Here is a 26,623-nt window from a genome sequence, read left to right as displayed (position 1 = left end):
CGGCTACCTCCCTGGGATTTCGGTAACCGTAGTTTTGAGACAATCACTTTATTTCGGTAACCATATTTTTAATGTCATGCGGCCCCTTGCCTTAAGACAAACACATGTTCTATCTTATGCTTCTATAATACCATCGGGAGGTGCCCCCTTCTCCCATACTTCATCCCATCGGCGATTGCCCGCTGAACGAATGAGACAAACCAGAAAACGGATCATGCCTAAGCCACGTCTGGTACCCCGATTCGTTTCAGCAAATTGAGCACCTTAACTTATTTATATTAATTGCGAAATCTCCCCATCCTTGATTTCTATACAATGGGGAGGCTCGTCCGCCGTGGCGGATCGGCCCCGATGCTAATCGGAAAGGTTATTTTGTCAAAGGTAGCCTCGCCCTGCCGCCGCCTCGACTAGGTTTGGCCCTTAAATTGTTCCGCATTTGTTTTCCGAAAAAGAGGGGGGTAAAGAAATTTTTATAGGAAGATATAAAATGGCCCCGGAGGTTGTTTTGAGCGCTTTAGGCACAAAAAGAATTTTTTCGAAGGAAACAACTGCCCCACAGCCTACTCATATAATCGAGGCAGGCCCACGCGTCGGCCCCCAACCTCTTCTTTATTCATGCTGAGCGCCTATGCAAACAATATCAATCGAAATCCCGATGTAACCGGGAAGGTGGCTGGTCCGCCCCAGGAGGATCGGCCCTCCTCTCACCTTCAGGAATTCCAACATCACCCAACGCCACGCTTGGACCAAGAAAACGAATCTGTGCCTAATTCACGCCTGGAAATCCGATTCGTTTCTCTAAAAAATTTTCAGGAAAAACGAATCCCGAGCTTCCGTACATATAGACAATTTACCTTCATGGGCCCGAAGCTAAAAGTTGATATATTCGCACGAACTCAGTTCTCTTACGCATTCCGTAATCGCCCACCAGTAGACCTCCTTATTGACACCTCAAACCCCTGGGATTAACGTAGGGCTTAACAACAAGGATGTGTAGAGGAGGACCGCTATGAAGCTGCCTTTCGGCGTCGTAGATGCTGACGGCCATATCAATGAGCCCGAAACCGATCTCATGTCCTATCTGGAAGGCCCCTACGCCAAGATCAAGCGTGCCCACCCCTTTATCCCTGACGAAAACGGCCGTGTCGGCGGCGGCACCATCTCCGGCAAGGACTTCTTCGACCCCGGCCTCGGCGGCACCCTGGGCGCCTTCGGCGGCCCCGGCTTCCCCACCCCCGACGAGTGGCTTAAAGTCGCTGACGACGGCGGCATGGAGACCATGTTCCTCTTCCCCACCACCCTCCTGGGCTACTCCGCCATCAGCGACCCCGACTACCTCATCGCCATCACCCGCGCCTACAACAATTACGTCCACGACAAGTGGCTCAAGCACAGCCCTCGCTTCAAATCCGTCGCCCTCATGCCTCTCATGGATGTCGATGAGTCCATCAAAGAGATGCGACGCTGCGTCACCGAGCTCGGCTACAGCGGCGTCTTCCTGGCGGCCGTCGGCTTCGGCCTCCTGGGCGAGAAGCGCCTCCACCCCTTCTACGCCGAGGCCCAGCGCCTGGGCTGCGCCATCGCCGTCCACGGCGGCCACGCCACCCGCGAGTACATCAAGTACACCAAGTTCATCCAGCGCCACACCATCGGTTTCCCCGTCTCCAACATGATGCAGATGATGCACATGACCTACGAAGGTGTTTTCGAGAAGTTCCCCAACCTCCGCGTCGGCTACCTGGAGGCCGGCTCTACATGGGTGCCTTACCTGTTGAACCGCATGGACGAGGAGTGGGAAAAGCGGGGCTACTTCGAGGCGCCGAACTGCAAGAAGGAACCCAGCGATTACATGAAGAGCGGGCGCGTGTGGATCCATACCGAGGTTGGCGAAGACCTTATCCCAGAGGTCATTCGCATCATGGGCAAGAACCGCCTCTTCTACGCCTCCGACTGGCCCCACTGGGACAACGAGTACCCCGAGAGCATCCACCACCTGTGGGGGCGCAAAGACCTGACAGAAGCGCAGAAGAAAGCTATACTACGGGATAATGCCCTGGAATTGTACGGGGTTAAGAACGGCTCTAAAAAGTAGATATAAACACTAGGCCAAGGAGAGACATCCATGTACCATGGCTTTAAGGTCATAGACGCGGACGCCCATTTCTACGAGCCGCCCGATATCTGGAACAAGTATACCGAGAAGGCCTTCTACGACCGCCGCCCCATCATCAAAGAGTCCTACATGAAGTCCCGCCTGGTCTATGACGGCGACGGCGTCCTCATCCCCAAGAGCAAAGGTGAGGTCTCGCCCTCCACCGTGCGACGCTATCGAGACCAGGAGAAGAAGTACGGCGACGCCTGGCGCGACTGGTGGAGCCCCAAGAGCCGCCTCAACGACATGAACAAGTTCGGCTGGGACGTGCAGGTCGCGCTGCCCACCGGCGGTCACCTGGGCGCCCAGATATCCCGCAAGGACATCCCCCTGGGCGCAGCCATCGTCCGCGCCTACAACAACTGGGCCAAGGACTTCTGCGACCAGACGGACCATCGCGTCAAGTTCGCCGCGGTGGTCCCAGGCGGCTCCTCCGACGAGATTGTCAAGGAGATGCATCGCGCCGTCGGCGAGATGGGCGCCGCCACCATAATCATATCCACGCCCTCCCAGGGACACTGGTGGCACCAGGAGGAGTTCGACAAGGTCTGGGACCTGGCCCAGGACTTTGACATTCCTCTGTCCCTCCACGGCAACGAGACTATTACCCAGGACCCCGCCACCTATGCCAGATACAACGGCATGGAAGGCCCCTTCAACGCCATCCACCACGCCGTCAACTTCCCCTTCGAGGACATGATCGGCGTCGCCCACTTCATCATGACCGGCATCCTTGACCGCTTCCCCAAGCTGAAGATATCCATTCTGGAAGCCAACTCCTCCTGGCTGCCCTTCTGGCTCAACCGATTGGAGAAGTGCGCCGAAGGCCGCCAGTCCAACACCTACCACGGCGAGCCCCTGAAGGCCACCTCCTGGGAGTACTTCCAGCGCCAGATGTTCATCGCCTGCGACGCCGATGAGCTGGGCATCGACTTCCTCATCAAGCACGTGGGCGACGAGCGCATCATCTTCAACACCGACTACCCCCACGCCGACGCCCCCGACCCCTGGGAGCCCGTCCCCAACATGATGGCCCAGCCCATCTCCAACGAGTCGAAGCGCAAGATCCTTTGGGACAATGCGGTGCGGCTCTACGGCAAGCGGCTGCTGGACGGCGTGAAGGTCCCGACTAACTAGACCCTGTTCAGGCACAGATCTGTCCAAGGCCCCCCGATTCATCGGGGGGCCTTAAATCTTAAGGAGGCACCAGCATTGGATAGAAACCCTGTTGGTACCCCTTCTCGAAGCCAAAGAAAGACAATGGCTCCTTACCGACTCTTGGTGGGTAATTCCTTCCCTTCAGGTTCTCCACCTTCGGCCTGGAAGGCGAAGGGGGAGTTAGACGCCGTCCTGAGCCTGGTCGAAGGAGGGGGTTGTGGTTCCTTATTTTCTCTTCCCCTTCCAGCAGGCTGTACTCAGTCCCGATGCAGTCGGGAAAGGGGCTAGGGGATGGTATCCCGATTAAGAACGAGATTCACTTTTAGTGCAAAACAAGGAGACATGTAATGGATAAACCTCTTCCTCAACTCAAAGACGGCGCGCAGACCGTATTCTTCCAGGCCGGCGGCGAATGGTCATTTCTAAGGACACCCAGGAACTACAAATCGGCCAAAGGTTCCGGCGCTGTCCCCCTTGTCCTCTGGTGTCGCGGCATGGGCAGCTATGTGCGTGACGGCGATTCCGACTGGATGAAGAAGCCCCCCGCCAAAGCCATCGTCGACAAGCTGGTGGACTCGGGTTACGCCGTCGCCGGTTCGGAGCTGACGGGAGACCACTATGGGCGTCCCGCCGCCGTGGCCGCCCTCATAACCCTCTATCGAATGATGCTGGACAAGGCCAACGTAGACGCCGACAAGGTGGGCATGTACACGTCGGCGGGCATGGGTGGGACAGTCATGTGGCTGGCGGCTATTGGGCCGCTCCATGGCAAGATTAAGGGTGTGGTCTTCGCTCAGGCCGTCGCGTCCCTGGCATCGATGCTCCACTATAGAAAGGAAGTCATCTGCAAGGCCTTCGGCATGCCCGACGATACCCCTGACGACATCATCGCCGCCGCGACAGCCGGCAGCGACCCCCTGCCTCAGACCGAGCTTATGCTCAAGGCCAGGGGCAAGGACTTCGTCAAAGGTCTGCCCAAGACGCTCCTCATATCCGGCGACAAGGACGCCAACGTTATCTACGAGAAGAACGCCCTGGCCCTCCACAAGCTCCTCACCGCCCACGGCGCCGACTCCACCCTCCACCCCCTGCCCGGCGTGGCCCACGTCCTCCACGAGATGCTGGAGCCCATACCCACCCTCCACGCCGACTTCTTTAAAAAGGTCTTCGGCAAGTAACCATCCAGGAAGCTAAGGCTGGTGGTATAGTGAAGAGGAGTCCTCTTGAAAGGATAAGCGATGCACTCGCCAAGAGAGGTCGGTGACCATACTCAGGCAAAGGTAAAGCGGGCGGAATTTGACGAGTATCGGCGTCGCTCCACGGGAAGAGCGGGTCTCCTCAGTAAACGAGACCGCGTTTTGCTTGGAGGCGTAGCAATTGCAATCGTGCTGATTGCGGTCACGGTGACCATGCTAAAGTAGGCTTTACTTCCCGGCGCCATCAAAGTAGCGCCGGGGGTTGTCCACCATCAGCTTCTTAACGTCGCGCTCTGAGACGCCTAGCTTACGAAGCTTGGGAAGAACAGCGCGGCCTATCCAGGCGTAGCCGTCAGGGTGGGTGTCCTTCTCGCCGTCCGCCGCAGGCGGATGGCGGCGGGCGTGGAAACCGACGTTCCAATCGTGGGAGAGCATGATCTGACCGCCGTAACCGTCCTTAATCAGCCCGGCGATGAACTCAGTGCGCTCCTCCCAGGTCTCGGTGCCGGGCGCGCCGGCGGGGTGGAAGTGGTCCATGCCCAGCCACGCGCCCTGGTCAGCCATGCGCTTGTGGTAGTCCGCTTCCAGTGTGCTGTTGACGTGGCCGACATAGACCTTGGTCAAATCCACGCCCTCGGCCTTAAGGATGCGCAACTGTTCCAGGCCGACGCGGGACCTCATGGGGGTGTGGGTGGTGATGAGAAGGCCGGTGCGCAGGTGGGTGCGGGCGGCGGCGCGGAGCATAAGCTCCTCGGGCGGCCTGATAGGGTCGTTGGTGGAAACCTTGATAATGCCAGCCTTTACGCCTGTGCCCTCGATGCCCACCTCTACCTCCCTCACCCACAAATCGGCGACGCGGTCGGGGGACATGGGCTTCATCCATGGGAACATGGTCTCGTAGAAGGTGCGCGGGATATACAGATGGCTGCCGGTGGCGCAGACGATGTTGACGCCGCTCTTGCGAGAGACCTCCTCCAGCAGCGCCGCGTCCCTGTCCAGGTCCATAGGCGTGCAGTCGATGATGCTGTTGAGGCCCTCTTTCTTGGCCTCGCCAAGTAAGCGCACGGCTGCTTTTATAGCCAGGTCTCTGTCAAGCATTTCGGGATAGACGTGGCGGAAACAGGCCGAGGAGGTGAGGACGTGCTCGTGGCTCAGGGTGAAGCCGAGCTTGGACGTGTCGATGGGGCCGAGGACCGTAGTTACTTTTGCCATCAGTTGCCTCCTTTACCAGCCTACCGCGTAGGCGTCGCGACGGGGGTCTGCGGCGCCATGGAGGGCGCCTTCGACGCCGTCGGACCAGATCATGACCTCGCTGCCGGTGCCTACCCACGGGCCGATGTCCTTCAAGGCATGGCCCTTCTTCTCAAGGCCTGCCACGACATCTTTGGGGAACCTGGACTCGATCCACACCTCATCCTCGCAGGTGTGGGGGAAAGTGGACTCGGTGCCGTTCTGAAGGCTGCGCCACCTGGGGGCCTCAACAGCCTCCTGGACCGTCATGCCGAAGTCCAGGACGTGGGTGATGACCTGGAAATTGGTCTGGACCTGGGTGTCTGCGCCGGGGGTGCCGCAGGCCAGGGCCAGCTCGCGGCGTCCGTTGGCCCCCTGCCTAAAGACCATGACAGGGTTCATGGTGTGGCGAACACGCTTGCCGGGCTCCAGCTTATCGACGTGGTTGGGGTCGAGGTGGAAGTAGCTCATACGGTTGTTGAGCAGGACGCCGGTGCCCGCGGCTACCAGGCTGGAACCGAAGGCGCTCTGGAGGCTCTGAAGCTGGCTGACGGCGTTGCCCCATTGGTCAACGACGGCGAAGCAGGTGGTGTCCTCTCGCGGGACGCCGACTTTGGAGATGCGCTTGGGCGGTCGGGCGCCGTTGCCCTGGTATCGCCAGGGGTCGCCAGCCTTGACGCCGACGGCGGCGCGATGGGGGTCGATGAGGCGGGCGCGCTCGCGGGCGTAGTCTTTGGAGAGGAGGCCGGGGATGGGCACATCGACGAACTCGGGGTCAGCGAGGTAAGCCTCGCGGTCTGCGAAGGCCAGCTTCTTGGCCTCGACCATGAGGTGGATGCATTCGGCGGTATTGCAGCCCATGGACTTGAGGTCAAAGGTCTCGGCCAGGTTCAGCTCCTGGAGGAGGACGTGGCCGCTGGAGTTGGGCGGCGCTTCGTAGACGGTGTGGCCTCGATAAGTGGTGCCGATGGCGTCCTGCCATCGCGCCTTGTGGCGTTTCAGGTCTTGGAGGGATAGCAGGCCACCCTGGGACTGACAGAACTTGACGATGGCTTGGGCCACATCGCCCTCATAGAAGACGGCGGGACCATCCTGGGCGATGCGGACCAAGGTGCGGGCCAGGTCTTGCTGATAAAGGACCTGGCCTGGCTGGAGCGGCTTGCCATCGCGGGTAAAGATGGCGCGGGAAGTGGGGAACTGGCAGAGGAGGGTGTCGGCGGCGATGGCCTTGGAGAGGTGGTGGCTGACGGGAAAGCCGTTCTCGGCCAGGTCTATGGCGGGTTCCAGGACCTCGGACCATTCCAGTTTGCCGTATCGCTTATGGGCCTCGTACCAGCCCTGGAGGAGGCCGGGGGTGAGGATGGACATGATGCCCTTGAGGGGTATGCCCTTGGGGTAGCGGTCCAGGGTGGCGGCCAGGGGCGCGGCGCCGGTGGCGTTGACGACCTTGAGCTCGTCGCGGTCCTTGATGTAGGCCATGATAAAGCCGTCGCCGCCGATACCGGACATCATCGGTTCGACGACGTTGAGGGCGGCGGCGGTGGCCGCGGCGGCATCGATGGCGTTGCCGCCCTTCTGAAGCATAACCATGCCGGCCTGGGAGGCCAGGGGGTGGCCCGAGGAGACCATGCCTTTGCGGCCCATGACAACGGGACGGTGAGCTTCGTAGCTAACGGCGTGGGGACCGATAGGCATGGGGGCCTCCTGGAAAGAGATGGCGGTATTCTAGCATCCCAAAGGCCGGATGTGGCGGGGAGAGAAAGTTAGCCTGTCAGGCTCCTAGATGCTCAGACCACCCTAGGTTCATACCAATTGGGATTTTTTGATTGTATGAACTAAGGCGCTCAAGATTACATGGGTAAGCTGTTGAGAGGTTGTTTTCTCATTTTTGCAAAACAACCTCCCGGACTATTGGTTTCGGAGAAAAATTTTTTGAGGAAACGAATGGATGTTGCAGGCACAAGTCAGGCACGGATTCGTTTCCTGATTCGATTTATTGAAATCATAGGTTCGAATAGGGGACGGTACCGCCCCGATGGTCATCGTGGTCTCGAGATTGAGTTGAATCAAGGTGTTCGACATCGTGAAGGACACGGCATAGCTCCAAGGGAAGGCAGCCTTGTGTATGGTTACGCTGCTGGTCATGGAGAGAGGATAGGGGAAGAGAGAGGCTTAAGGCAATGGGCAAATGTCACAAGGTGAGCAGGAGATCGCGCTGTGGCTTTCGCACAATGACAGGACTATTGAAACGGTGATTATAATTGGACGGCATTTGAGTACAACTGCGGAGGACAATAGCGCTGGAGAAATTTTTGGAAGCAATTGACTCAGCTAAGGAGGCCAGAGCCGTCCCATGATGTGGGAGCGGCTTTTTACCGCCTTTAGGATCCCGGCCTATCGATGGATGTGGAGCAGCAGCCTGGCCGCCGCGGCGGGTTTCCAGCCCTACATGGTGGGGCAGGGCTGGCTGCTGTACGACCTGACCGAGTCGCCGTTTATCGTTGGGCTGGCGCCGGGGCTGGGGGCCGCCGCCAACTTACTGTTCGCGCCTTTCGGCGGGGTGCTGGCCGACAGAATGGACAGGCGGTTGATGGTGATGCTGTCGCAGGGGCTGATGGCTTTGGCGATTCTGACCATCGGCGTGCTGGTGGTGGCGGACCTGGTGGAGGTGTGGCACGTGCTGGTGATGTCCATGGGCCACAGCGTGGGGATGTCGCTGCAGAGGACGTCCAGAAATACATTCTTGCTGGACGTAGTAGGGCGGAACGCCTTCATGAACGCCATGGCAGGGCAGTTCATGTCGTCGCAGATAGCGGGGCTGGTGGGGCCTTTCGCGGCGGGTTTTATCATCGCTGGCGTGGGCGTCGGGTACCTGTTCCTTATCCTGGGGTCGATTATTGTACTGGGCGCTTTCCTGATGCTAAAGGTAGCGCCTGTGCCGATGGAGCATCGACAGACCAACTCGGTATTCGGCGAGCTGCGGGAGAGCATCAATTTCATTCGCAAGAACCGGCCTGTGCGGGGCGTGCTGCTGACGGTGCTGATTACCGAAGGGCTGGGGTTCTCGGCCTGGTCCATGTTTCCAGTCATCGCCACTGAGGTCTTGAATGGTGGGCCTGTGGTGTTGGGAATGCTATCGACGTGCCGGGGGCTGGGGGGCGTGGTGGGGACTGTTGTCATATCCAGCTTTGGCGATATTAAATCCAAGGGGACGGTGCTGTTCGGGGCAGCTATCACATTCGGGGCGCTGCTGGTTCTGTTCAGCTTCAGCCGGAACATACCGCTGTCGCTGTTCCTTATCGGCCTGACGGGAGCGGCGTCGATTATGTACAACACGCAGGCACAGACGGTGCTGCCGCTGCTGTCGCCGGCGGAGATGCGGGGGCGGGTGATGGGGCTGCACAGTGTGGTGCTGACGAGCATCGGGTTTGGGGCGCTAGGGATGGGAGCGGTGGCGAGCCTAGTGGGGGTGACGTGGTCGGTGCTGGGAGGAGGGAGCCTTGTGGCAGTGAACGGGCTGGGGAGGAGCAGGATGGCGGGGGTGATAAATCGGGAGGCGGGGAGGGAGGCGTGAGGGTACATGCCGCCCTGCCCACGCCAGTGGGGAGCAGCATTGATAAAGTGCCGTTCCTCTAGGGCTTCACCCTCACCTTAATCCTCTCCCATCAAGGGAGAGGAAAGAAGAAGATAGGCTCTAAGGAAGCATGGTATTGGAACAAGGGTGCCCTAATGAAGGGCTCTGCTATACAATGTCGACAATTGAAGCGCAGGAGGGGCGTTATGAAGTACGGGATAAGCCTCCAGAGCAAGGGGCCGGCGTCGCAGCCGGAGGCGCAGATAGCCAACATCCAGCGAGCTGAGGCGCTGGGGTACGAGTACGCCCTGCTGGGCGACCATATAGTCATACCTAAGAAAATCGAGGCCGAGTACCCGTACAGCGCCAGCGGGCAGTTCACGTCGGCGGCTACGGGGGAGGCTTTTGAGCAGATTACGGCCCTGGCCTTCCTGGCCGGCGCGACAAAGAAGATCCGCCTGGTCACAAGCGTAATGATAGTGCCGCATCGCCACCCGCTGCTGGCGGCGAAGGCGCTGTCGACGCTGGACTACCTGTCGAAGGGGCGGGTGACGGTGGGCGTGGGGGCGGGGTGGCTGAGGGAGGAGTTCGAGCTGCTGGGCATACCGTCTTTCGAGGAGCGAGGCGCGGTCACCAACGAGTACATCCGGGCGATGAAGGAGCTATGGACGAGTCCCAGCCCGTCGTTCGATGGGAAGTATGTCAAGTTCTCGAACATCTTCTTTGAGCCCAAGCCGGTGCAGAAGCCGCACCCACCGCTGTGGATAGGCGGCGAAAGCCCGGCAGCATTGCGTCGCGCGGCGGCGCTGGGCGACGCGTGGCACCCCATCGGCTCCAACCCCAAGTTCCCGCTGACGACGGCGGAGCAGGTAAAGGCGTCGGCGGACAGGCTGTACGCGGAGGTGAAGAAGGCGGGGCGGAAGAAGAGCGACGTGGAGATAAGCTATCGAGTGCCAAAGTCGAGGGTGAGCAAGGAGAGGTCGGGGGCGTTCACGGGGAGCGCGGCGCAGATAGCGGAGGACATCAAGGCCTTCGCCAAGGCGGGGGCGCAGCACTTGATTTTCGACTTCCGCAGCGACGACGTGAAGGAGACGATACGGTGGACGGAGGAGTTTGCGGATAAGGTGCTGCCGAAGGTGGGGAGCGTGTATGGGGTTGGGAAAAGTAACTGGAGCTAATCCGGCCCTCATGCTTCGACAGGCTCAGCACGAGCGGTAATTAGCACAACCAAGCTTCAATGGGGCCAGATTCTTCACTTCGTTCAGAATGACAAAACCGTGAGGCAGGCTTTGAAATTTGGCATTAGCATGAACACGCGGGGGCCGACGGCTCGGCCTGAGAACACCACCCTTATCGCGCGGAGAGCGGAGGAGGCGGGGTTCCACGAGGCGGTGCTGGGTGACCACATCGTGTTTCCCAACAACATCGCGTCCAAGTACCCGTACAACCCGGAGGCGGTGCACCCAGGGAGCGTGGAGGGGGAGACGCTGGAGTGCCTGACGCTGCTGACTTACATCGCGGCCAAGACAGAGCGCCTGCGCATCGTGACGGGGGTGATGATTACGCCCAATCGCCACCCGATTATCGCGGCCAAGGCGCTGGCAACCATGGACTACCTATCGAACGGGCGGGTGACGCTGGGGCTGGGGGCGGGGTGGATGCGGGAGGAGTTCGAGACGCTGGGGCTGCCACCCTACGAAGAGCGGGGCGAGGTGACGAACGAGTATATACGGGCGATGAGGGAGCTTTGGACAAGTCCGAACCCCCGGTTTGAGGGAAAATATGTGAGGTTTTCGGACATACGGTTTTACCCCAAGCCAGTACAAAAGCCACACTTACCGATATGGATTGGCGGGGAGAGCCCGCCGGCGATGCGCCGGGCCGCGACACTGGGGAACGGGTGGCATCCCATTGGGCTGAACCCGCAGCACCCGCTGGAGACAGCGTCGCAGATGAAGGCGGCGATAGAAAAGCTTGGGGCAATGGCGCGGAAGGCGGGTCGGGCGCTGGGGGAGATTGAGGTGGCGTACCGCGTGCCGAAGTATGAGCTGCTGGCGTCGGGGCACCCGAAGCCGTTCAGGGGGACGGCGGAGGACGTCGCGCAGGATATAAGGGAGTTTGCGTCAGTGGGGGTGGGACACCTGGTGTTGGACATGCGGACAAATGATGTGAAGAAGACGCTGAGTCTGATTGAGGGGTTTGCGACCAAGGTGATGCCGCTGGTGAAATGAGGAATGGAGAAGGGAAGGCCCCCATCTTGTATTCTTCCACTCCTTCGGCCAGGCTCAGGACAGGCTCCAAAAGCAGGGGAAGAGCAGAGGGAAGAACATGATAAAGCTGGAACGTTTCGAGAAGTCGGACATAAAGAGGCTGCTGGGGTGGGTGCATTCGGCGGAGGAGCTGCTACAGTGGTCGGGGCCGGCGTATAACTGGCCGCTGGACGAGAAGCAGTTAGAGGCCAACTTACAGGGGGCGATGACGAACCCGCCGTCTAGGATGATATGGAAGGCGGTGGACACGGACACGGGGAAGGTGTTCGGGCATATCGAGCTAGGGAATATCGACAGGAAGAACAGGTCGGCGAGGATGTCTAGGGTGCTGGTGGGGGAGCGGGAGTATCGAGGGAAAGGGTTGAGCAAGGAGATTGTTAAGCAGGCGATGGAAATAGGGTTTGGGGAGATGGGGCTGCATCGGATAGACCTGGTGGTGTTCGATTTCAATACGCCGGCGATTAAGCTGTACAAAGGGTTGGGGTTTGTGGATGAGGGGCTGCACCGGGAGAGCCGGGCGATGGGGGACGGGTACTGGAGTTTGTATCAGATGAGTATGCTGGAGGGGGAGTGGAGGGCGGTGAGGGGGAAGCGGCCCTAGTATCCCTGCGTACTGTCGGACTTGCATAGCTATCGTCATTCATAAGCGGGATACCATCCCCTGGCCCCTTCCTGCTGGAAGGGGAAGAGAAAGTAAGATCACCTCATCATCCCCTAGCCCCTTCTTCTCCTTTGCAATAGGAGAGAAGGGGAACCTGAGAGACAATCCCGGCCCCACCATTCGAGAGCTTCGGTAAGGCTGAGGATTGTGTCCTTCCTGAAAGGCCATGAATAATGCGGCAGAATGGGACTTTTTATTAAATAGAAGGAGGCTTTAGCCCAGATACAGGGTTAGCTGGCGGACGTTGGGGAGGTCTTCAAGTTTTTCCAAGGCCATGAGGGCGTAATTGGAGCCGTCCTGGCCGCAGGTGGGACGGGCGAAGTTCAGGAATTTGTCCACCAGGGACTGTCTAGGGCGGGGGGACTGGAAGTCGCCGTGATGGACTGCGGCGTCGCGGTCCAAGGTATGGCCGTTGTTGAGGGCGATGGAGACGGCGGCGACGGGGCCTTTAGGATCGCGGAGGCTCATTTTGGCGTCGGTGGAGAGGGAGATTTTGGCGGCGAGCTGCTTTATTTGAGGGTTGTCGATGGCGGCAGGCTCGAAGGCGGGGATGTCGCTGCGGTGGTTGACGATGAGGGAAGCGACGGCGTAGGGGATGTTGAACTTGGCGGAGAGCCGGTTGGGGGGATAGGGCCCGCCCATCTGGGAGGCCGGGGGGACAGTGGTGACTTTTATCGACTTAACGTCTGCGGGCGTGAAGGGGCGGTCCTGGAGAAGGGCGGCGATGGCGTCCAGGGTGGGGTGGTTGAAGAGGCAGCAGGCGTGGAACTTGAAATAGTTCTGTTCGATACGATAGGGCGGTTTGCCCAGACCGACGACGGCGGCCTGGGGGTCGAAGCTGTCGGCCAGGAGGCGGCCGTAGACGTCGGAGGGGCCGTCGCGGAGGCCGGTGAAACCGCACTGCTGGAGGTGGACGGCCAGGATGCCCTGCATACCTGAGCGGCCGGGGTAGACGTTGCGAATGGTGGCACCCTCGTAGCAGGGGGTCCAGGTGTTGGCGGGGGTCATGGAGGCGGCGAGGTTGATGACCTGCCGCATTTTGGGAGCGTCGAAATCCAGGAGGCGGGCTACGGCCACAGCGGTGCCAATGGTACCCCAGGTGCCGTGGGAGTGGACGATGGGTTTTGCCACGGTGGCGCCGCCGATGCGCGAGGAGACTTCGTAGCCGGCGACTAAGGCTTCCAGGAGCTTTTTGCCGCCGAGGCCTTTTTCCTCAGCGACTGCTAGGGCGCCGGGGAGGGTGTGTATGGCGGGGTGGCCACCGCCGAGGCGGGTACCTTCATCCACCTCCATGGCAACGCCGGCGGTAGCGTTGGCGAGGGCGGCGAACATGGGCTGGGCTTTGTAGCCGTGGCCGAGGATGATGGCGGGGCCGCCGCCCTGGGAGGATGCGAAGCGCGCGAGGGCGGCGTTTTCGGGAAGGCGGCAGCCCGCCAGGATGGCACCGATGGTGTCGAGGGCAACGTCTTTGGCGGCGGAGCGGGCGGAGCCTGGGAGGCGGTCCCAAGAGAGGGAGGCGGCGAATTGGGAGAGGTGGTCCAGGTAGTCGTTTGGCATGTTTTTATCCCTCGGTTATGGCGGTTTTGGGACTAAAGTACGGTTACGGTGGTGAACTAAAGTACGATTATGATCTCGCAGAAGATATATAGACTTACAAGGATAGTCGGTGGATATGTTCATAGGCCATTTCCACGAAGATTGCAAGTCCGTGCGGAAATGCCGAATAACCCAAGGAGCGTTATGAGATTTCCGGGCTGGCCTATTTTTTCATGGCGGTATTGGGCGTGACGCTGATGGCGGGGTGCGGGTTTGTAGGCGGGGAGGAATCTACCGTGCCGCTGGCGTCGACACAGATTACGCCGACAGCCAGGACATCGACACCGGTCCCCACGCCGACTCCGACCGCGACTCCCCGGCCATCACCGACGCCCCGGCCTCTGGCACAGTTTCTCAGCACACCATCGCCCACGCCCGCGCCGGCAACCAGCTTGAGCACGGCGGAGGTTACACAACTGGTGTACCTGGAGGTCAGGGAGTGCGCCGACCAGCTGGGCGCTGCGGGCAACAAGCTGGAGCTGTCGCTGACCAGCGACTATTCGTCGGAGGAGCGGAAGTGGAGGGTAGGAGTGACTGGCGCAGAGGGTACGCTGACTTTTGGCCAGTACCACGTGACAGACGATACGGGAACGGTAGCGCCGGCGGACGCAACGTCGTCGCGGCTATTGGAGGCGGGGGTGGTGTGTTCGGAGCCGGCCAGCGTGTTGAGCAAAGGCCCGGTGCCGCCACAGATGTCCATTATTTCCTCGCTGCCTCCTGTCCCTGTGCCTGCTATCGGCTCAAAGAATCAGGCGGAGATGGAGGTGTGGCTGAAGGCGTATAGCTGCTATGGCACTTTTCCTGAACTGGGCAACTTCTTTGCGTATGAGTACGGAGCGGGAAAGTGGATTGTGGAGGGGAAGTCGGACGCCACACAGTTCGGCCTGTGGCAGGTGGACGCCATGTCCGGGCTGGTCTCGCCCTTGGACAGGCTGGCCATTGACGCGGCGGCGGAATGCAGCCTTTCGACGGCGCCTAACTACCCGTCGACGGTGCAGGGGCCGCAGGCGGAGCTAAGGGTGTGGATTGCGGTATATGACTGCTTCGGCCAACCTGAACGGTCCAGTTTCAGATTTTATACAGACAACCCACAGCGGTGGCTGGTGGAGGGCAGGCGCGAGGCGGTGTATGCTGAGGAAACGGGACTGCTGCTACAGGCGGGGGCGCTCTTCGGCCTCTGGGTGGTGGACGCGGTGAACGGGGAGGTGAAGCCGTGGGACGACAGGGCGCAGGCGACGGCGGCGGATGTGAGCTGTTATAGGACACCGTAGATATAACTACGGCTCTGGTTGAACTCTAGTATCCTGACAGCGTGGACAAGTCATAGCGAGATACCATCCCCTGGCCCCTTCCTGCTGGAAGGGGGAGATTAAAAAGGAGAGCACCTCATCATCCCCTAGCCCCTTCTTCTCCTTATCAATAGGAGAAGAAGGGGAACCAGAGGGGAGACCCCCCACTTCCTGGCGAGGGGCTTTGCTCCGCTCGACTTTCCCAAAAAGCGCTAACTAAGTTTTCGGGCAAAGGTGCCGAAGGGGGAGAACCAGACTAGCCCCACAACCCCAGGCGTGCAAAAGGCTCCTAGCTTTCCATTAACAAGCCCCTAATAAAAAGAAAGCCTAAGGCCTCCCTTAATGTGCATCATGCATTGCTGGAAGGGGAAGGGAATAATCGCACCAATCCCCATAACTTCCCCTTTCCTCGCGAGGAAAGGGGAAGAACCAGATGGACACCCCAGACCTCTAACCATTACCGGTGAGTGGGCCAGGTAGTCCTACCGGGCGGGGCCGCCGAGGGGAGGCATGGGGCCGCCGGCGGGGACGAATTTGCCGTAGCCGGGTTTTTGCTCTAGTTTGCCCTGGTTGAGCAAGACTTTGCCTCGGAGGAGGGTCATCCAAGCTTTGCCCTGGACGGGCCAGCCTTCGAAGAGCGTGTATTTGGAGTTGCCGTGGTGCTCGGTGGCGCGGACGGTGAAGTTGTCCTTGGGGTCGATGATGGTGAGGTCGGCGTCAGAGCCCACGCGGATGGCGCCCTTTTTGGGGTAGAGGCCGAAAATTCGGGCGGGGTTTTCCGACATGACGCGGGCCAGCCAGGTAGGTGGAAGGTTGCGCTTGGAGACGCCTTCGCTGAAGGCCAGGGGGGCGACGGTCTCGACGCCGGGAGCGCCGAAGGGGATGGGGATGCCGTCGGGGCCAGTCCAGATGTTGTCCCAGCCGGGCTTTTTGACCTCGGGGAAGTTGGGGGCGTGGTCGCTGCCGATGGCGGAGATGTAGCCCATCTCCAGGCCTTTCCAGAGGGCGGGCTGGTCGGGGCCGTCCTTGGGCCGCAGGGGCGGACCGATTTTGGCGAGGGGACCGACCTTGGCCATCTGCTCGTCGGAGAGTAGGAGGTACTGGGGGCAGGTCTCCGTCCAGACTCGCTGGCCGGCAGCCTGGGCCTGCTTGATGCGTTCCAGGCCTACGCTGCTGCTGAGGTGGACGACGTAGATAGGGCAGTTGGTGACGGCGGCCATTTTGACGGCGCGGTTGATGGCCTCCTCCTCGGCCCAGTCAGGGCAGGCCTGGGGGAAACAGGTGGGGTGGACGCAGCCACCGCCGAGGAGCTTGTTTTCCAGGAAGTCGATGATGTTGCCGCTTTCGCAATGGAGCTGAACCAGGCCGCCGCCCTTGGAGACCAGCTCCATCGCTTCGCACAGATAGTCGTCGGGACACATGCGATGGGCGTTCTTCTTATAGGTCATGAACATTTTGTAGGAGGTGATACCCATCTTCATGGCCTCTGGGATGCCTTTGAGGGCGTAGGGAGTGTGGGCGACGATGAAGTGGAAGCCGACGTCCACTACGGAGGTGGCATTGATCTCCTCGCGGAGGCGATGGGCGGCCTGGGGGATGGTCTCCTGCTTGTCGATATTGTAGGTGCCGAATGGGATGATGGTGGTGAGGCCGGAATGGGCGGCGGCGATGGAGCCGAGCTGGTAGCTGTCGCAGCGGTCCAGGTGGACGTGGCAGTCGATGAGACCTGGGAGGACATATTTGCCGGTAGCGTCGATGTACTTGTCGGCTTTGGGGAGGAGGTGTTCGGGGCCGATGGCGGCGATTTTCTCGCCGGAGATGGCGATGGCGGCGTCGAAGACTTCGGTGGCGGTGACGACCTGTCCGCCGCGGACGATGGTGTCGACGTGAGAGGTGTTAGGCATGGTGAACTCCTATGGATGGGTTTAAGGTAGCTGGTGCGAATGTTACAGATACATTTATGGGAATATGCGCAGCATGCGCGGCGGTACTAATACATGTCTTGCAGTTCCAGGGTTTACCCCTCATCTCTCCACGGCGAGTCTTGGACCTGCACCTTCTCCCACAAGGGGAGAAGGAATGTCCTCGGTGGCTGTCATCCCTTATAAGCAAATCAAACCTCTTTTGCAACAGGCGTTTAAAGATTTTTGAGTTTGATTTCTACCAGGGGGCCGGAGCGGGTCCAGTCGTCAAGGTCTTCAGGCTGGTCCAGGATTTTGAGGATGGCGTCGAAGATTTGACGGCGCTCCTTGGGGTCGGTGATGGGGACGGCGGTGGCGGGGAGGTCGGCGGTGGCGGACTCTTTGAGGTGGAAGGTGATGGCTGGATGGGCGAGCATATTGGCGTACCAGTCGCGCTTGCCGCCGGGGCCGCAGATGAAGAGCCGCCCGCCGATGTTGTAGAACCAGATTTCGGTCTTGCGGCGCTTGCCGGACTTGCGGCCTCTGGTGGTTATGTCAATTGTGCGGTCGTTTTTGAGGGCCTGCTGGACGGCTTTGTCCATGGGGGCTTCCTTAGGAGGAGGGGTGGAAAGGTACGGCCATTTTAGCAGGGGATAGACCCTTCGGCTACGCTAGAGACCGCTCCAGTCGACCTCATCCCAAGGAGCAAGCGCCAAGAAAAGTCTTTACGCCTCACTTTGGAGGGTGCTATTTGGTTAGAAGTGGTGAGCGGTGAGTCCCACCCTACCAAGACCGACCCCCCTCTCTAACTCTCCCTCCCGATCCTATCGGGATCTCGCGATTAGATAGCATCAAGGTGCTCGACCTCAAGGGGGGAGAGGCCAGAGCGGTGTGGAGAGCCAGAGCACCCTATCTGATTGGTAACACCCGCAAGCAAATAGAACCGTCTGGGGACTTTGGGAGTGGAAATATTGCCCTTAAGTGCAGGCGAATTCAGAGTCAAAAATGGGGTGTGTCGTGTAACAATGGGCGGGCCATGGCTAACCCCGTCTTAGTCAAGACTCATGAGCGCACTTCCAGCAGAACCAGGCTTATTGTGTCGGCGTTTTTTCTGGTGGGGTCTTTGGGGGCGGCGTGGGCGATGGCACCATGGATAGGGTCGTCGGGAGCGCTGTCCTACCCAGGACTAATGCTGGTGGCTATGGTGAGCGGCCTTAGCTTTATTATCCCAGGCCCCAGCCTGGCCGGAGTACTGGTGGGAGGGGCAACACTAAATCCGTGGCTTGTAGGGCTGTGCATGGGGGTTGGGTCGGCGGTGGGGGAGATGCCGGGGTTTGTGGCGGTGCATCTGAGCTCAGACGCCGGGGTAGTGCGGAAGGTGTTCAGGGCACGATTTATGACGAGGTGGATGGTGCGGCACGGCAAGCTAACGATTTTCTTGCTGGCGGCGACGCCGACCATGGAAAGGAGGGTGAGGTCGATGAGGCGCTCCATGAGGAGGTTGGGGGGCTTGCCGATGCCCCAGGCGTGGTTTATTCCCTTCCTGAGGCCGGAGAAGACGGCCAGTCCGGCCCATAGCAGACCAAGGGCGCCTATGATGCTGACCTGCCCTCGATTGCTGACCACGCCGTCAATAGTGTCGGCGAGGTAGTCGGTGGAGACGGGGATGAGCTTCTGGATGAGTTCGACCACCTGGGCCTGCTCGTCCTGGCCGGTATAGAAGTAGCCGGCGATGGCGATGGCGGCGAGGCTGAGGGGGAAGAGGGAGAGGAGGGAGTAGAAGGCGATGCCAGCGGCGAGGCCGACGCCGTTGGAGCGGGTGAAGTCTCGCAGGGCGATGTAGAGGAGACGGGCTGGGGTCCATGAGGAAACCTTTTTGCGGAGAAACGTAAACACGCCTACGGCTTTTTGAACAAAGGGGACAGCCTTGATTACACGTATAAATGGTTTGACAGCCATATATTGCAATGATATTTTACGGCTGAATACATTCCCATAGCGATGGCAAAGATTAATTATGACAAAGAATAGAATTATCTCGTCAGACTCGCACGTAGTTGAGCCGCCAAATCTGTGGGAAGACCGCATGGACAAAAGAAAGTGGGGCAACCTGACGCCGCATCTGGGAAACGACGGCGGAAAGTATGACTGGTGGTTTGTGGGAGACCGGAGAGCAGCGGCAACAGGGGCGGTGGCCGCGGCGGGAAAGCGGTTTGAGCGACCAGAGGATATTATCCAGGCAGGGATATACAAAGACATTCGTCCTGGCGCGTTTATACCCTCCGAACATGTGAAGGATATGGATGTAGATGGGGTGTACGGAGGGGTGGTATATCCTTCGGCGGGGCTGGCGTTTTTCGGCTTAGAGGATACCAGGCTGGTGAGGGCCATATTCAGCGCGTACAACGACTGGCTGGCGAACTTTTGCGCCCATTACCCAGAACGAATTAAGGGGGTGGGAGCGGTGGTGCTGGATGACGATATAGGGTCGGCCGTTGAGGATATGGAAGGGGTCACTAGGAAGGGTTTGGCCGGCGTTATGATCAGCTCCTTTCCCAGGACAGGCGAGCGTTATTACTTGCCGAAGTACGAGCCTTTCTGGGCGGCCGCGGAAGAGCTGAACGCGCCTTTGAGTCTCCACGTAACTACCAACCGATTTGGCGGGCCGCAGATTTTGAAGGAGGGGAGGCAAGCGCTGAATGCCACGGACAGATGCAATAACGATTATTTTGTACGTCAAAGCCTTGGAGACATTGTCTACTCCGGCGTGCTGGAGCGGCATCCAAAGCTCAAGATAGTTAGCGTGGAACATGAACTAGGCTGGATACCTTTCTTTACATCCCGCATGGACGTGTATTACAGGGACCGGCCTGACGTAGCAACCTATCGCTTTAAGGACGGGGCAGTACCCAGCGATTTTATGAAGCGCCAGGTATATCACGGCTTCCAGGAGGACGTCCTGGGTATTGAGCTGAGGCACCATATTGGAGTAACGCAAATGTTGTGGGGGTCCGACTACCCCCACGCGGAGTCCACCTTCCCCAGGTCTAGAGAGATATTGGACCAGATTTTAGAAGGGGTACCGGAGGGGGAAAGGCGGTTGATTGAGGGCGGAAATTCAGCACGAGTCTATGGATTTAAGCAGGCCTAGACCATCCACAGCTGCCGGAAGGGAATCCAAAGGCCACAGCCGCATTGATTAGGGAAGCGACGAACCGCAGAGAAGCAGGTTTGCGCTTTTACCTAAACACCAGTTTGTTGGCCTTTGGGCTGGCGGCGCTCTCTACGAGCCTGGGGCAGGTAATTCTGCCATTTCGAGTGCTGGACCTGGCGCCGGAATCGCTGAAGAACACATATCTGGGGATTCTGACTTTCGCGGGAATGGCGGTGGCTATGGCGGTGCAGCCGGCCATTGGATATTTGAGCGACCGAGGGTTGCTGCCGGGGGGACGGCGTCGGCCATACATCATCGCGGGGGTGGGCGTGGCGGTCGTAGCGGCGCCGCTGGTGGGGCTGGCGACATCGTTTGCTGTGCTGGTAATTGGGGTGGTGTTGGTGCAGGCGGGGCTGAACGCGGCGCAGAACCCTTACGACGCCCTGATTAAGGACCAATCGCCGGCGGAGCAACGGGGGAGGGTGTCATCGGTGAGAGCGATGGCAGGGGCCGTGGGAGCGGTGCTGCTGGTAGTGGCTGCGGGCGTGCTGATGGACGGTCACTCGGAGGGGGAGCGGGACGTGTGGCTGTGGGCGTCGCTGGCGCTGCCCGTGGGGTTACTGCTCGCGGTGGCGGCGTGGACCTGGGCGACGCTGAGGGAGAAGGAGGTGGGAACGGGAGAGGTGGAGACGGGGGAGATACAGAAAGTCGAGGGGGCGCACCCGCAACTAGGGCGGCTGCTGGCGGCGGGGTTTTTGTTCGCGCTGGCGGGAGGTGTCTTGCAGACCTACACGCTATTTTTTCTTAGGGACGTGGTGGGGCTGGAGAATCCGGCGTCGGCGCTGGGGGTGCTGGCGGCGGTGGTGGGCGGGACGGTGGCGCTGACGCTCTGGCCGGCGGGATTTCTGGCGGACAGGGTGGGCCGGAGGCCGCTGCTGATGGCGTCGGCGGCCATGGGGTCGGCGGGGAGCTTTCTGTTCCTGGCGGCGACAAACCTGCCGCAGATCATGGCCATAGGCGTGCTGATGGGAGCGGCGGTGGGTATCTTTATGTCGGCGGGGCGGGCGATGATAACAGACATGGTGTCGAGGGCCAAGGCAGCGCACCAGTTAGGCATCGCAAACCTGGCGCTGCTGGCGGGGCTGGCGGCGTCGAAGGGAGGCGGCGCGGCCATCGATGGGCTGAATCGATGGCAGGACGATCTGGGGTACAACGCGCTGCTGGCGGTGTGCGGGGCGTGCTTTTTGGCGGGGGGAATAATGGTGGCGACGCTGAAGGCGGCGTCGCCGGCAGATGAAGAGGGCGGGTTAACGCATCGAAGCGGGGCGCTGTTATAGGCAAGCCTTAAAGAGCTACTTGCGGAATTTTTTCTTGGCGTCGTCTACGTTCTTCTGGACGTCGCCAACTTTCTTCTGCGCCTTGCCGGCGAACTGGTCGACTTTGCCTTCAGTCTTATCAGCGTCGTCGCCCTTGACGCGGCCCATGCCTTCCTTGAATTTGCCTTTCATCTCTCTAGTCTTTCCTTTGGTCTGGTTCTTGTTCACAACGCGCCTCCAAGATTTTTTATGTTCCCCGTAGCTAGGATTTTTAGATGTCATCAGGATTCGCCCCGTAGGAGGCCTCCCCCTCAAGTCGGACATCCTTGAGTACGGGGACTCCCAATGTTAGAATTACGTTGCCCTGATGGGGCGCTTTCTTTGTTCCCGAGTAGCTCAGCGGTAGAGCGGGCGGCTGTTAACCGCTTGGTCGTAGGTTCGAGTCCTACCTCGGGAGCCATCTTTACCAATGTCAAGAACTGGATAGGGCTCATTAAAGCCACCACTAGTTAACAGCGGCAAAATGTACTTGATCTCTATTTGTCCGGGTCTAACTATGATTTCCTGGACAAATTTCCTGATGAAGGCTTTTCTCTCTGATAGAGTGCCATCCTCAAGCAGATGTTGTAAGTCCCGAATATTCTCCGCCACAACCTCCATACTCGCGAGAACCTGATCTCCATAGCTCCCTGTGGACACAGCTTCTTCAAGGGCCGTGACGGCGGGGACAGCAATGCCTCGAACCGATGGTAAAACTATGAGGGCTCCTTGAGATGGCTCAGTCAGGTTTTGGCCCTCAGCCACCACCTGGATGCGTCTTTTGAACCGGCCAGTTAATAATCTCTAGAATCTTGCGCTCTTGCTCCTCTGCTGGCAATTTGCAGATTGAAAGAAGCATACGCTCGCTCACATATTTCCTATCCATCGGATCACCCAGTGACCGGACAATCTCTTTAACTCGGGGAGAGAGGCTAAGAATCCTAAGCGCCTGAGTAACCCGAGCCCTGGAGAAACCCAATTCTCTGGCTAGTTCGGCGCGAGACCTAACCTGACCATTAGTAATTCGTAGTTGCCATTCTTCAGCTAGGACCATTAGATTGCGGTGGTGTCTCGGACTACAACCTTTTCTCTTTACAGGTTTTGGTACCTTGAATATTGCACTGTAGGTTCTGAGTGCTAACTGGCTTCGGAAGCCATTTTTTATGTTTACAGTTTATGCTCTCGTAGCACCTCTTTGGGCGTTTTGAGCCTGCGCCTGGTCTCCGAGTTCAGCAAGAAGCTCTTCATCCGTCTAGTGAGTTAAGAGGGCCGCTGTATCCTTGCTGTTCCAGCCCCTGGCTGTGTCCCGGACAGCAGCTTCCACATTCATCTCGTCATCCGAAGAGCCGCAGGAGGCAGGCGGCAACGCAGGCAAGCCGCCAGAGCAAGAATTGGAATTAGGCGGATTGGTTTATGTAATCGCAATATTTTAGTCTCTATGCGGAGGAGTTATTCTTTAAGGGGCACTAAATCTACGATAATCCGTATAGATGGTTACTAAACCCCCAAGAAGGACTAATCGGCAGAGGGTGAGTATAATTAGAGCAACTCAGAGCCTATACTTGTGGATACAAATCTTTAGGAGCGGACATGGGCGCCGAGCAAGTCAGATTGACATCCCTGGCCCACTGCGCGGGTTGAGCTTCCAAGTTCAGCCCTGAAGACCTGGGTCAGGTCTTGGAGAAGCTGCCGAAAATGGTCGACCCCAAACTTCTGGTGGGGGTGGAGACAGGGGACGACGCGGCCGTTTACAAGCTGGATTCCGAGCATGGGTTGATATTTACGGTGGACTTTTTTCCGCCTGTAGTTGATGACCCGTTCCACTACGGCGCGGTAGCCGCAGCCAATTCGATGAGCGACGTTTACGCCATGGGCGGCAAGCCGCTTATGGCACTGAACATCGTCGGATTTCCTATCAATCTTTCTAAAGACATACTTTCTGAGATATTGCGCGGCGGGTACACCAAGGCGCAGGAGGCGGGGTGCATAATCGCTGGGGGCCACACGGTGGACGACGCGGAGCCGAAGTACGGGCTGGCAGTGATTGGGCTGGTGCCGCCGGGCAAGCAGGTGACCAACGCAGGGGCTAAGCCGGGCGACCAGCTTGTGCTGACCAAGCCCCTGGGCACGGGGGTTATCACGACGGCGGGGAAGCAGGGGGTGGCGGGACGAGAGGTTATCGATGAGGCGCTGCGGTGGATGGAGACGCTGAACGCCAAGGCTGCCGAGTCGATGATGGCCGTAGGGGTTAACGCCTGCACGGATGTGACTGGGTTTGGTCTCACAGGTCATCTGAAGGGGATGATGGCTGGGGGCAAGACCTCGGCGAGAATTTATCTATCCAAGGTGCCTGCCATATCAGGCGTGTGGCGTCTTATTGAGCAGGGAGTAGCGCCGGGCGGGACACATCGAAACCTGAAGAGCTTGAAGGACTGGGTGAAGTGGCACCCAGAGATAACGGCGGCACAGAAGATATTCCTGGCTGACGCGCAGACCTCGGGTGGGCTATTGATATCGGTGGCGGAGTCGAAGACGGGGAAGCTGGTGAAGGAATTGGAGTCGCGAGGGGTGGAGATGGCGGCGGTGATAGGAGAGGTGGGGAAGAGGGATGGGGCAGCGATTGAGGTGCTGCCGTAGAAGGGCGTGGGCGTGTGTGCTTGCGCTGAGTAAAGATTCTACCTATGGTGGCTAGTCATAGCGGCATCTCCTTCAAGATCATCGATGCATGTTCTCAGAAGTAGCCGGGAGAAGCGCAGCATGGCAGGTGGCAATGATAAAGTGTCCTGTCCATAGGGTTTCCCCCTCAACCTGCGCCTTCTCCCACAAGGGGAGAAGGAAGTTCCTTGGTAGCCGACAATCCTTTCAGTAGATCAAACCTTAATTAGTCCCAGTCGAACTAATTAGAGAACCAGAAAGAATGTATACCTCGCCACTGTAGTTGATTAGCATTGCAGCATTTTTGGTTAGCCGCCGCCTACGGGGCGGACGATTTCCAGCACGTCGCCATCTTTGAGGGTCACGCGGCTGAAGTCCTCCTTGTCCAATACCTCGCCGTTGTAGCCGACGGCTACGAACTGGGTTTTTATCGACAGCGTCTTGAGGAACTCTGTGAGGGTTAGGGGCACGGGGGCCTGTCGAGGCTTGCCGTTTACTGTTAGGTTGATCATCGCTTAGATACTCTTTCCAGGCCTTGTCTTGATGCCCAGGCGGCATTGATGGCCTGACGCAAGGCGGCAGCGGCTTGTCGAGGATTTGGGGAGGAGAGGATGGCGCTGATGACGGCCACGCCAAGGGCGCCGGCATGGATGACCCCGGCGGCGTTGGCGGCGTTGATGCCGCCGATGCCGATACATGGAGTGGCGATTCTCGCGGTAAGCCGTCGCAGGAGGGCTGCGCCGCTTACCGGCCCAGCAGGGTGAGATGGCGAGGGGAATATAGTGCCGACCACCAGGAGGTCGACGCCCTGGCGCTGGGCGGCCAGAGCGCCTTCCATGGAGTGGACGGAGCGGCCTATCAGCATGGTGTCCTTCACCAACTGGCGGACCTCTGATGGGCCCATAGCGTCCTCGCCTAGCTGGACGCCATCGGCGGAGCAGGCCAGAGCTACGTCAACGCGTTCGTTGATGAACAGCAAGGCTTTGTTCTGCAACGCATTCTTCAGTTCCATGGTCAGCTTTAGCAGCCCACCGCCTGGCATATCTTTTTCCCGAAGCTGCACCATGTTGACGCCGCCTTCCACCGCCTGGGCGACTTTTCTGACCAGGTCGCCGTCGTGACAAAGGCGGCGGTCAGTTACTAGGCACAGGATGGGCCTTGTGAGGGCGGGGCGCGACATTTTAAGACTTGACGGGTGTCGGCTGAGGCACGTCTGTGGTGGGGCTGCTGGCGGCGGCGTAAAGACGCCTGGGCATACGGCCCGCGGTGTAGGCCATTCGTCCAGCCTCGACGCCCGACTTGAAGGCTTTGGCCATGAGGATGGGATCCTGGGCCTGGGCGATGGCGGTGTTGACCAGCACGGCGTCAGCGCCTAGCTCCAGGGCCTGGGAGGCCTCGGAGGGGACGCCAAGGCCGGCATCGACGATAACGGGAACCTTCGACTGCTCGATGATGATTCGGACCTCTTCAGCGGTGTGGATGCCCTGGCCGGAGCCGATGGCCGAGCCTAGAGGCATGACAGTGGCGCAGCCGACATTCTGGAGACGCATGGCGAGGACAGGGTCGGCGTGGATGTAGGGGAGGACGACGAAACCTTCTTTGATGAGGCGCTCCGCGGCCTTGAGGGTCTCGGCAGGGTCGGGGAAGAGGTACTTGGGGTCGGGGATGACCTCCAGCTTCACCCAGTTGGAGCCGGTGACGGAGCGGCCCAGTTTGGCGACGAAGAGGGCTTCGTCCAGGGTTTTGCAGCCGGCGGTGTTGGGAAGGATGGTGTAGCGGTTCCAGTCGAGATAATCGAGGATAGTTTTTTCGTTGGGGTTGTCGAGGTTGAGGCGACGGATAGCGACGGTGACCATTTCGGCGCCGGAGGCGTCGATGGCGCTGACCATGTCGTCGTTGGTGCGGTACTTGCCGGTGCCGACGATGAGTCGAGAGTTGAAGCGCTTGCCCGCTATTTCCAGATAATCAGCCACGTTTGCCTCCCTTAAAAGAAAACCGCCAGGGTAATCCTGGCGGGAATGGCTTTTGGCTTGGCGCTCCATCCCTTCGCCGGCATTACCCGGATCAGGTTCAGACGGTCGTCCCGATGGCCTGGGACCTCTCAGCCCCGAAATTCCGGGGCTCCCGTCGGATACTTTGGCTTAATAAAGGGTAACATCAGGGGCGAAGGGGCGTCAATGAAGATGGGGCCAGGGTTCGGTCCCCTCAATACGTAAGTAAGAGGAAGGTAGACCCATTACCTGTCCAATGAGATGAGGTTGGCAGCGAGCACAGATTCTTCGACTGCGTCCGAGTACCGACTCCGCTCAGCAACCGTCTTTAGAGTTAGGCATAAATCACCTTAGGAGAAAGATGCCAAGGGGTCTTATGTTTGAGCATAGCGTTGAGGATGGTAAGGAGCTTGCGCATGCAGGCCACCAGGGCCACCTTCT

21 protein-coding genes, 1 tRNA gene, 1 pseudogene and 1 riboswitch are annotated in these 26,623 nt (G+C 59.3%); of the genes and pseudogenes, 12 read left to right on the top strand and 11 right to left on the bottom strand.

Features of this window, described 5'->3' with window-relative positions; genetic code table 11:
* Positions 1-1,009: 1,009 nt before the first annotated feature.
* The 3 genes from FJ320_09440 to FJ320_09430 all read left to right on the top strand — a co-directional run bounded on the left by FJ320_09440 (position 1,010) and on the right by FJ320_09430 (position 4,488).
* Positions 1,010-2,092: an amidohydrolase gene (locus tag FJ320_09440; GenBank protein MBM3926184.1), complete on the top strand. Its 1,083-nt coding sequence runs from the start codon at positions 1,010-1,012 to the stop codon at positions 2,090-2,092.
* Between the two features lie 30 nt (positions 2,093-2,122).
* Positions 2,123-3,289, top strand: a complete 1,167-nt coding sequence (locus FJ320_09435; GenBank protein ID MBM3926183.1) for an amidohydrolase — start codon at positions 2,123-2,125, stop codon at positions 3,287-3,289.
* A 368-nt stretch (positions 3,290-3,657) separates the two neighbouring features.
* On the top strand, positions 3,658-4,488 hold the full coding sequence (locus FJ320_09430; GenBank protein MBM3926182.1) for a hypothetical protein: 831 nt from the start codon (positions 3,658-3,660) through the stop codon (positions 4,486-4,488).
* A gap of 246 nt (positions 4,489-4,734) precedes the next feature.
* On the opposite strand, the gene FJ320_09425 is transcribed toward FJ320_09430, so the two are convergent.
* Together FJ320_09425 and ggt are read right to left on the bottom strand one after the other, a co-directional pair.
* Complete coding sequence (locus tag FJ320_09425) at positions 4,735-5,718, bottom strand: hypothetical protein (GenBank protein ID MBM3926181.1); 984 nt, start codon at positions 5,716-5,718, stop codon at positions 4,735-4,737.
* Positions 5,719-5,730: 12 nt separating this feature from the next.
* The gene (ggt, locus tag FJ320_09420; protein MBM3926180.1) at positions 5,731-7,431 is read right to left on the bottom strand and encodes a gamma-glutamyltransferase; all 1,701 of its coding nucleotides are present in this window, start codon (positions 7,429-7,431) and stop codon (positions 5,731-5,733) included.
* A 658-nt stretch (positions 7,432-8,089) separates the two neighbouring features.
* Here ggt and FJ320_09415 point away from each other — a divergent pair.
* The 4 genes from FJ320_09415 (at position 8,090) to FJ320_09400 (ending at position 12,181) form a co-directional block, all read left to right on the top strand.
* Complete coding sequence (locus FJ320_09415) at positions 8,090-9,310, top strand: MFS transporter (protein ID MBM3926179.1); 1,221 nt, start codon at positions 8,090-8,092, stop codon at positions 9,308-9,310.
* A 155-nt stretch (positions 9,311-9,465) separates the two neighbouring features.
* Entirely contained in the window at positions 9,466-10,488 is a 1,023-nt protein-coding gene (locus FJ320_09410) for an LLM class F420-dependent oxidoreductase (protein ID MBM3926178.1), read from the top strand.
* Between the two features lie 111 nt (positions 10,489-10,599).
* On the top strand, positions 10,600-11,541 hold the full coding sequence (locus FJ320_09405; protein ID MBM3926177.1) for an LLM class F420-dependent oxidoreductase: 942 nt from the start codon (positions 10,600-10,602) through the stop codon (positions 11,539-11,541).
* Between the two features lie 97 nt (positions 11,542-11,638).
* Positions 11,639-12,181, top strand: coding sequence for a GNAT family N-acetyltransferase (locus FJ320_09400; protein ID MBM3926176.1), 543 nt, complete (start codon positions 11,639-11,641; stop codon positions 12,179-12,181).
* Positions 12,182-12,454: 273 nt separating this feature from the next.
* Here the strand turns inward: FJ320_09400 and FJ320_09395 are convergent, their stop codons facing one another.
* Positions 12,455-13,798, bottom strand: a complete 1,344-nt coding sequence (locus tag FJ320_09395) for an MmgE/PrpD family protein (GenBank protein ID MBM3926175.1) — start codon at positions 13,796-13,798, stop codon at positions 12,455-12,457.
* A gap of 299 nt (positions 13,799-14,097) precedes the next feature.
* On the opposite strand from FJ320_09395, the pseudogene FJ320_09390 reads away from it, so the two are divergent.
* Positions 14,098-14,220: pseudogene (locus FJ320_09390) on the top strand (energy transducer TonB).
* A gap of 1,388 nt (positions 14,221-15,608) precedes the next feature.
* On the opposite strand, the gene FJ320_09385 reads toward FJ320_09390, so the two are convergent.
* The 3 genes from FJ320_09385 to FJ320_09375 all read right to left on the bottom strand — a co-directional run bounded on the left by FJ320_09385 (position 15,609) and on the right by FJ320_09375 (position 19,418).
* Positions 15,609-17,030 carry an amidohydrolase family protein gene (locus tag FJ320_09385; protein ID MBM3926174.1) on the bottom strand — a complete coding sequence of 474 codons (1,422 nt, stop codon included), beginning with the start codon at positions 17,028-17,030 and terminating at the stop codon, positions 15,609-15,611.
* Positions 17,031-17,263: 233 nt separating this feature from the next.
* On the bottom strand, positions 17,264-17,629 hold the full coding sequence (locus FJ320_09380) for a DUF385 domain-containing protein (GenBank protein MBM3926173.1): 366 nt from the start codon (positions 17,627-17,629) through the stop codon (positions 17,264-17,266).
* Positions 17,630-18,203: 574 nt separating this feature from the next.
* Positions 18,204-19,418, bottom strand: a complete 1,215-nt coding sequence (locus FJ320_09375) for a hypothetical protein (protein ID MBM3926172.1) — start codon at positions 19,416-19,418, stop codon at positions 18,204-18,206.
* On the opposite strand from FJ320_09375, the gene FJ320_09370 reads away from it, so the two are divergent.
* Positions 19,045-20,178 carry an amidohydrolase gene (locus FJ320_09370; protein MBM3926171.1) on the top strand — a complete coding sequence of 378 codons (1,134 nt, stop codon included), beginning with the start codon at positions 19,045-19,047 and terminating at the stop codon, positions 20,176-20,178. The two genes, FJ320_09375 and FJ320_09370, sit on opposite strands and share 374 nt — an antisense overlap.
* An 11-nt stretch (positions 20,179-20,189) precedes the next feature.
* Positions 20,190-21,518, top strand: coding sequence for an MFS transporter (locus tag FJ320_09365; protein ID MBM3926170.1), 1,329 nt, complete (start codon positions 20,190-20,192; stop codon positions 21,516-21,518).
* A gap of 15 nt (positions 21,519-21,533) precedes the next feature.
* Here FJ320_09365 and FJ320_09360 read toward each other — a convergent pair whose 3' ends face one another.
* On the bottom strand, positions 21,534-21,725 hold the full coding sequence (locus FJ320_09360; protein ID MBM3926169.1) for a CsbD family protein: 192 nt from the start codon (positions 21,723-21,725) through the stop codon (positions 21,534-21,536).
* 157 nt (positions 21,726-21,882) lie between these two features.
* On the opposite strand from FJ320_09360, the gene FJ320_09355 reads away from it, so the two are divergent.
* A tRNA-Asn gene (locus FJ320_09355) sits at positions 21,883-21,957 on the top strand.
* Positions 21,958-23,126: 1,169 nt separating this feature from the next.
* Positions 23,127-24,173 carry a selenide, water dikinase SelD gene (selD, locus tag FJ320_09350; protein ID MBM3926168.1) on the top strand — a complete coding sequence of 349 codons (1,047 nt, stop codon included), beginning with the start codon at positions 23,127-23,129 and terminating at the stop codon, positions 24,171-24,173.
* A 326-nt stretch (positions 24,174-24,499) separates the two neighbouring features.
* Here selD and thiS read toward each other — a convergent pair whose 3' ends face one another.
* The 4 genes from thiS to FJ320_09330 form a co-directional block, all read right to left on the bottom strand.
* A complete protein-coding gene (gene thiS / locus FJ320_09345; protein MBM3926167.1) occupies positions 24,500-24,703 on the bottom strand; it encodes a sulfur carrier protein ThiS in 204 nt (67 codons plus the stop codon).
* Entirely contained in the window at positions 24,700-25,371 is a 672-nt protein-coding gene (gene thiE, locus FJ320_09340; protein ID MBM3926166.1) for a thiamine phosphate synthase, read from the bottom strand. The genes thiS and thiE overlap by 4 nt, the downstream gene beginning before the upstream one ends.
* 1 nt (position 25,372) lies before the next feature.
* Positions 25,373-26,164 (bottom strand): thiazole synthase, encoded by a 792-nt coding sequence (locus FJ320_09335; protein ID MBM3926165.1) that lies wholly within the window; start codon positions 26,162-26,164, stop codon positions 25,373-25,375.
* A 51-nt stretch (positions 26,165-26,215) separates the two neighbouring features.
* Positions 26,216-26,329, bottom strand: a riboswitch (TPP riboswitch).
* A gap of 187 nt (positions 26,330-26,516) precedes the next feature.
* The coding region (locus FJ320_09330; GenBank protein MBM3926164.1) for an IS110 family transposase at positions 26,517-26,623 on the bottom strand (107 nt) is incomplete at its 5' end.

The sequence above is a fragment of the SAR202 cluster bacterium genome, from assembly GCA_016872285.1.
GTDB lineage: Bacteria > Chloroflexota > Dehalococcoidia > Lucifugimonadales.
Note: the sequence above shows the minus strand (reverse complement) of the source record. Positions and strands in the feature narration are given on the sequence as shown.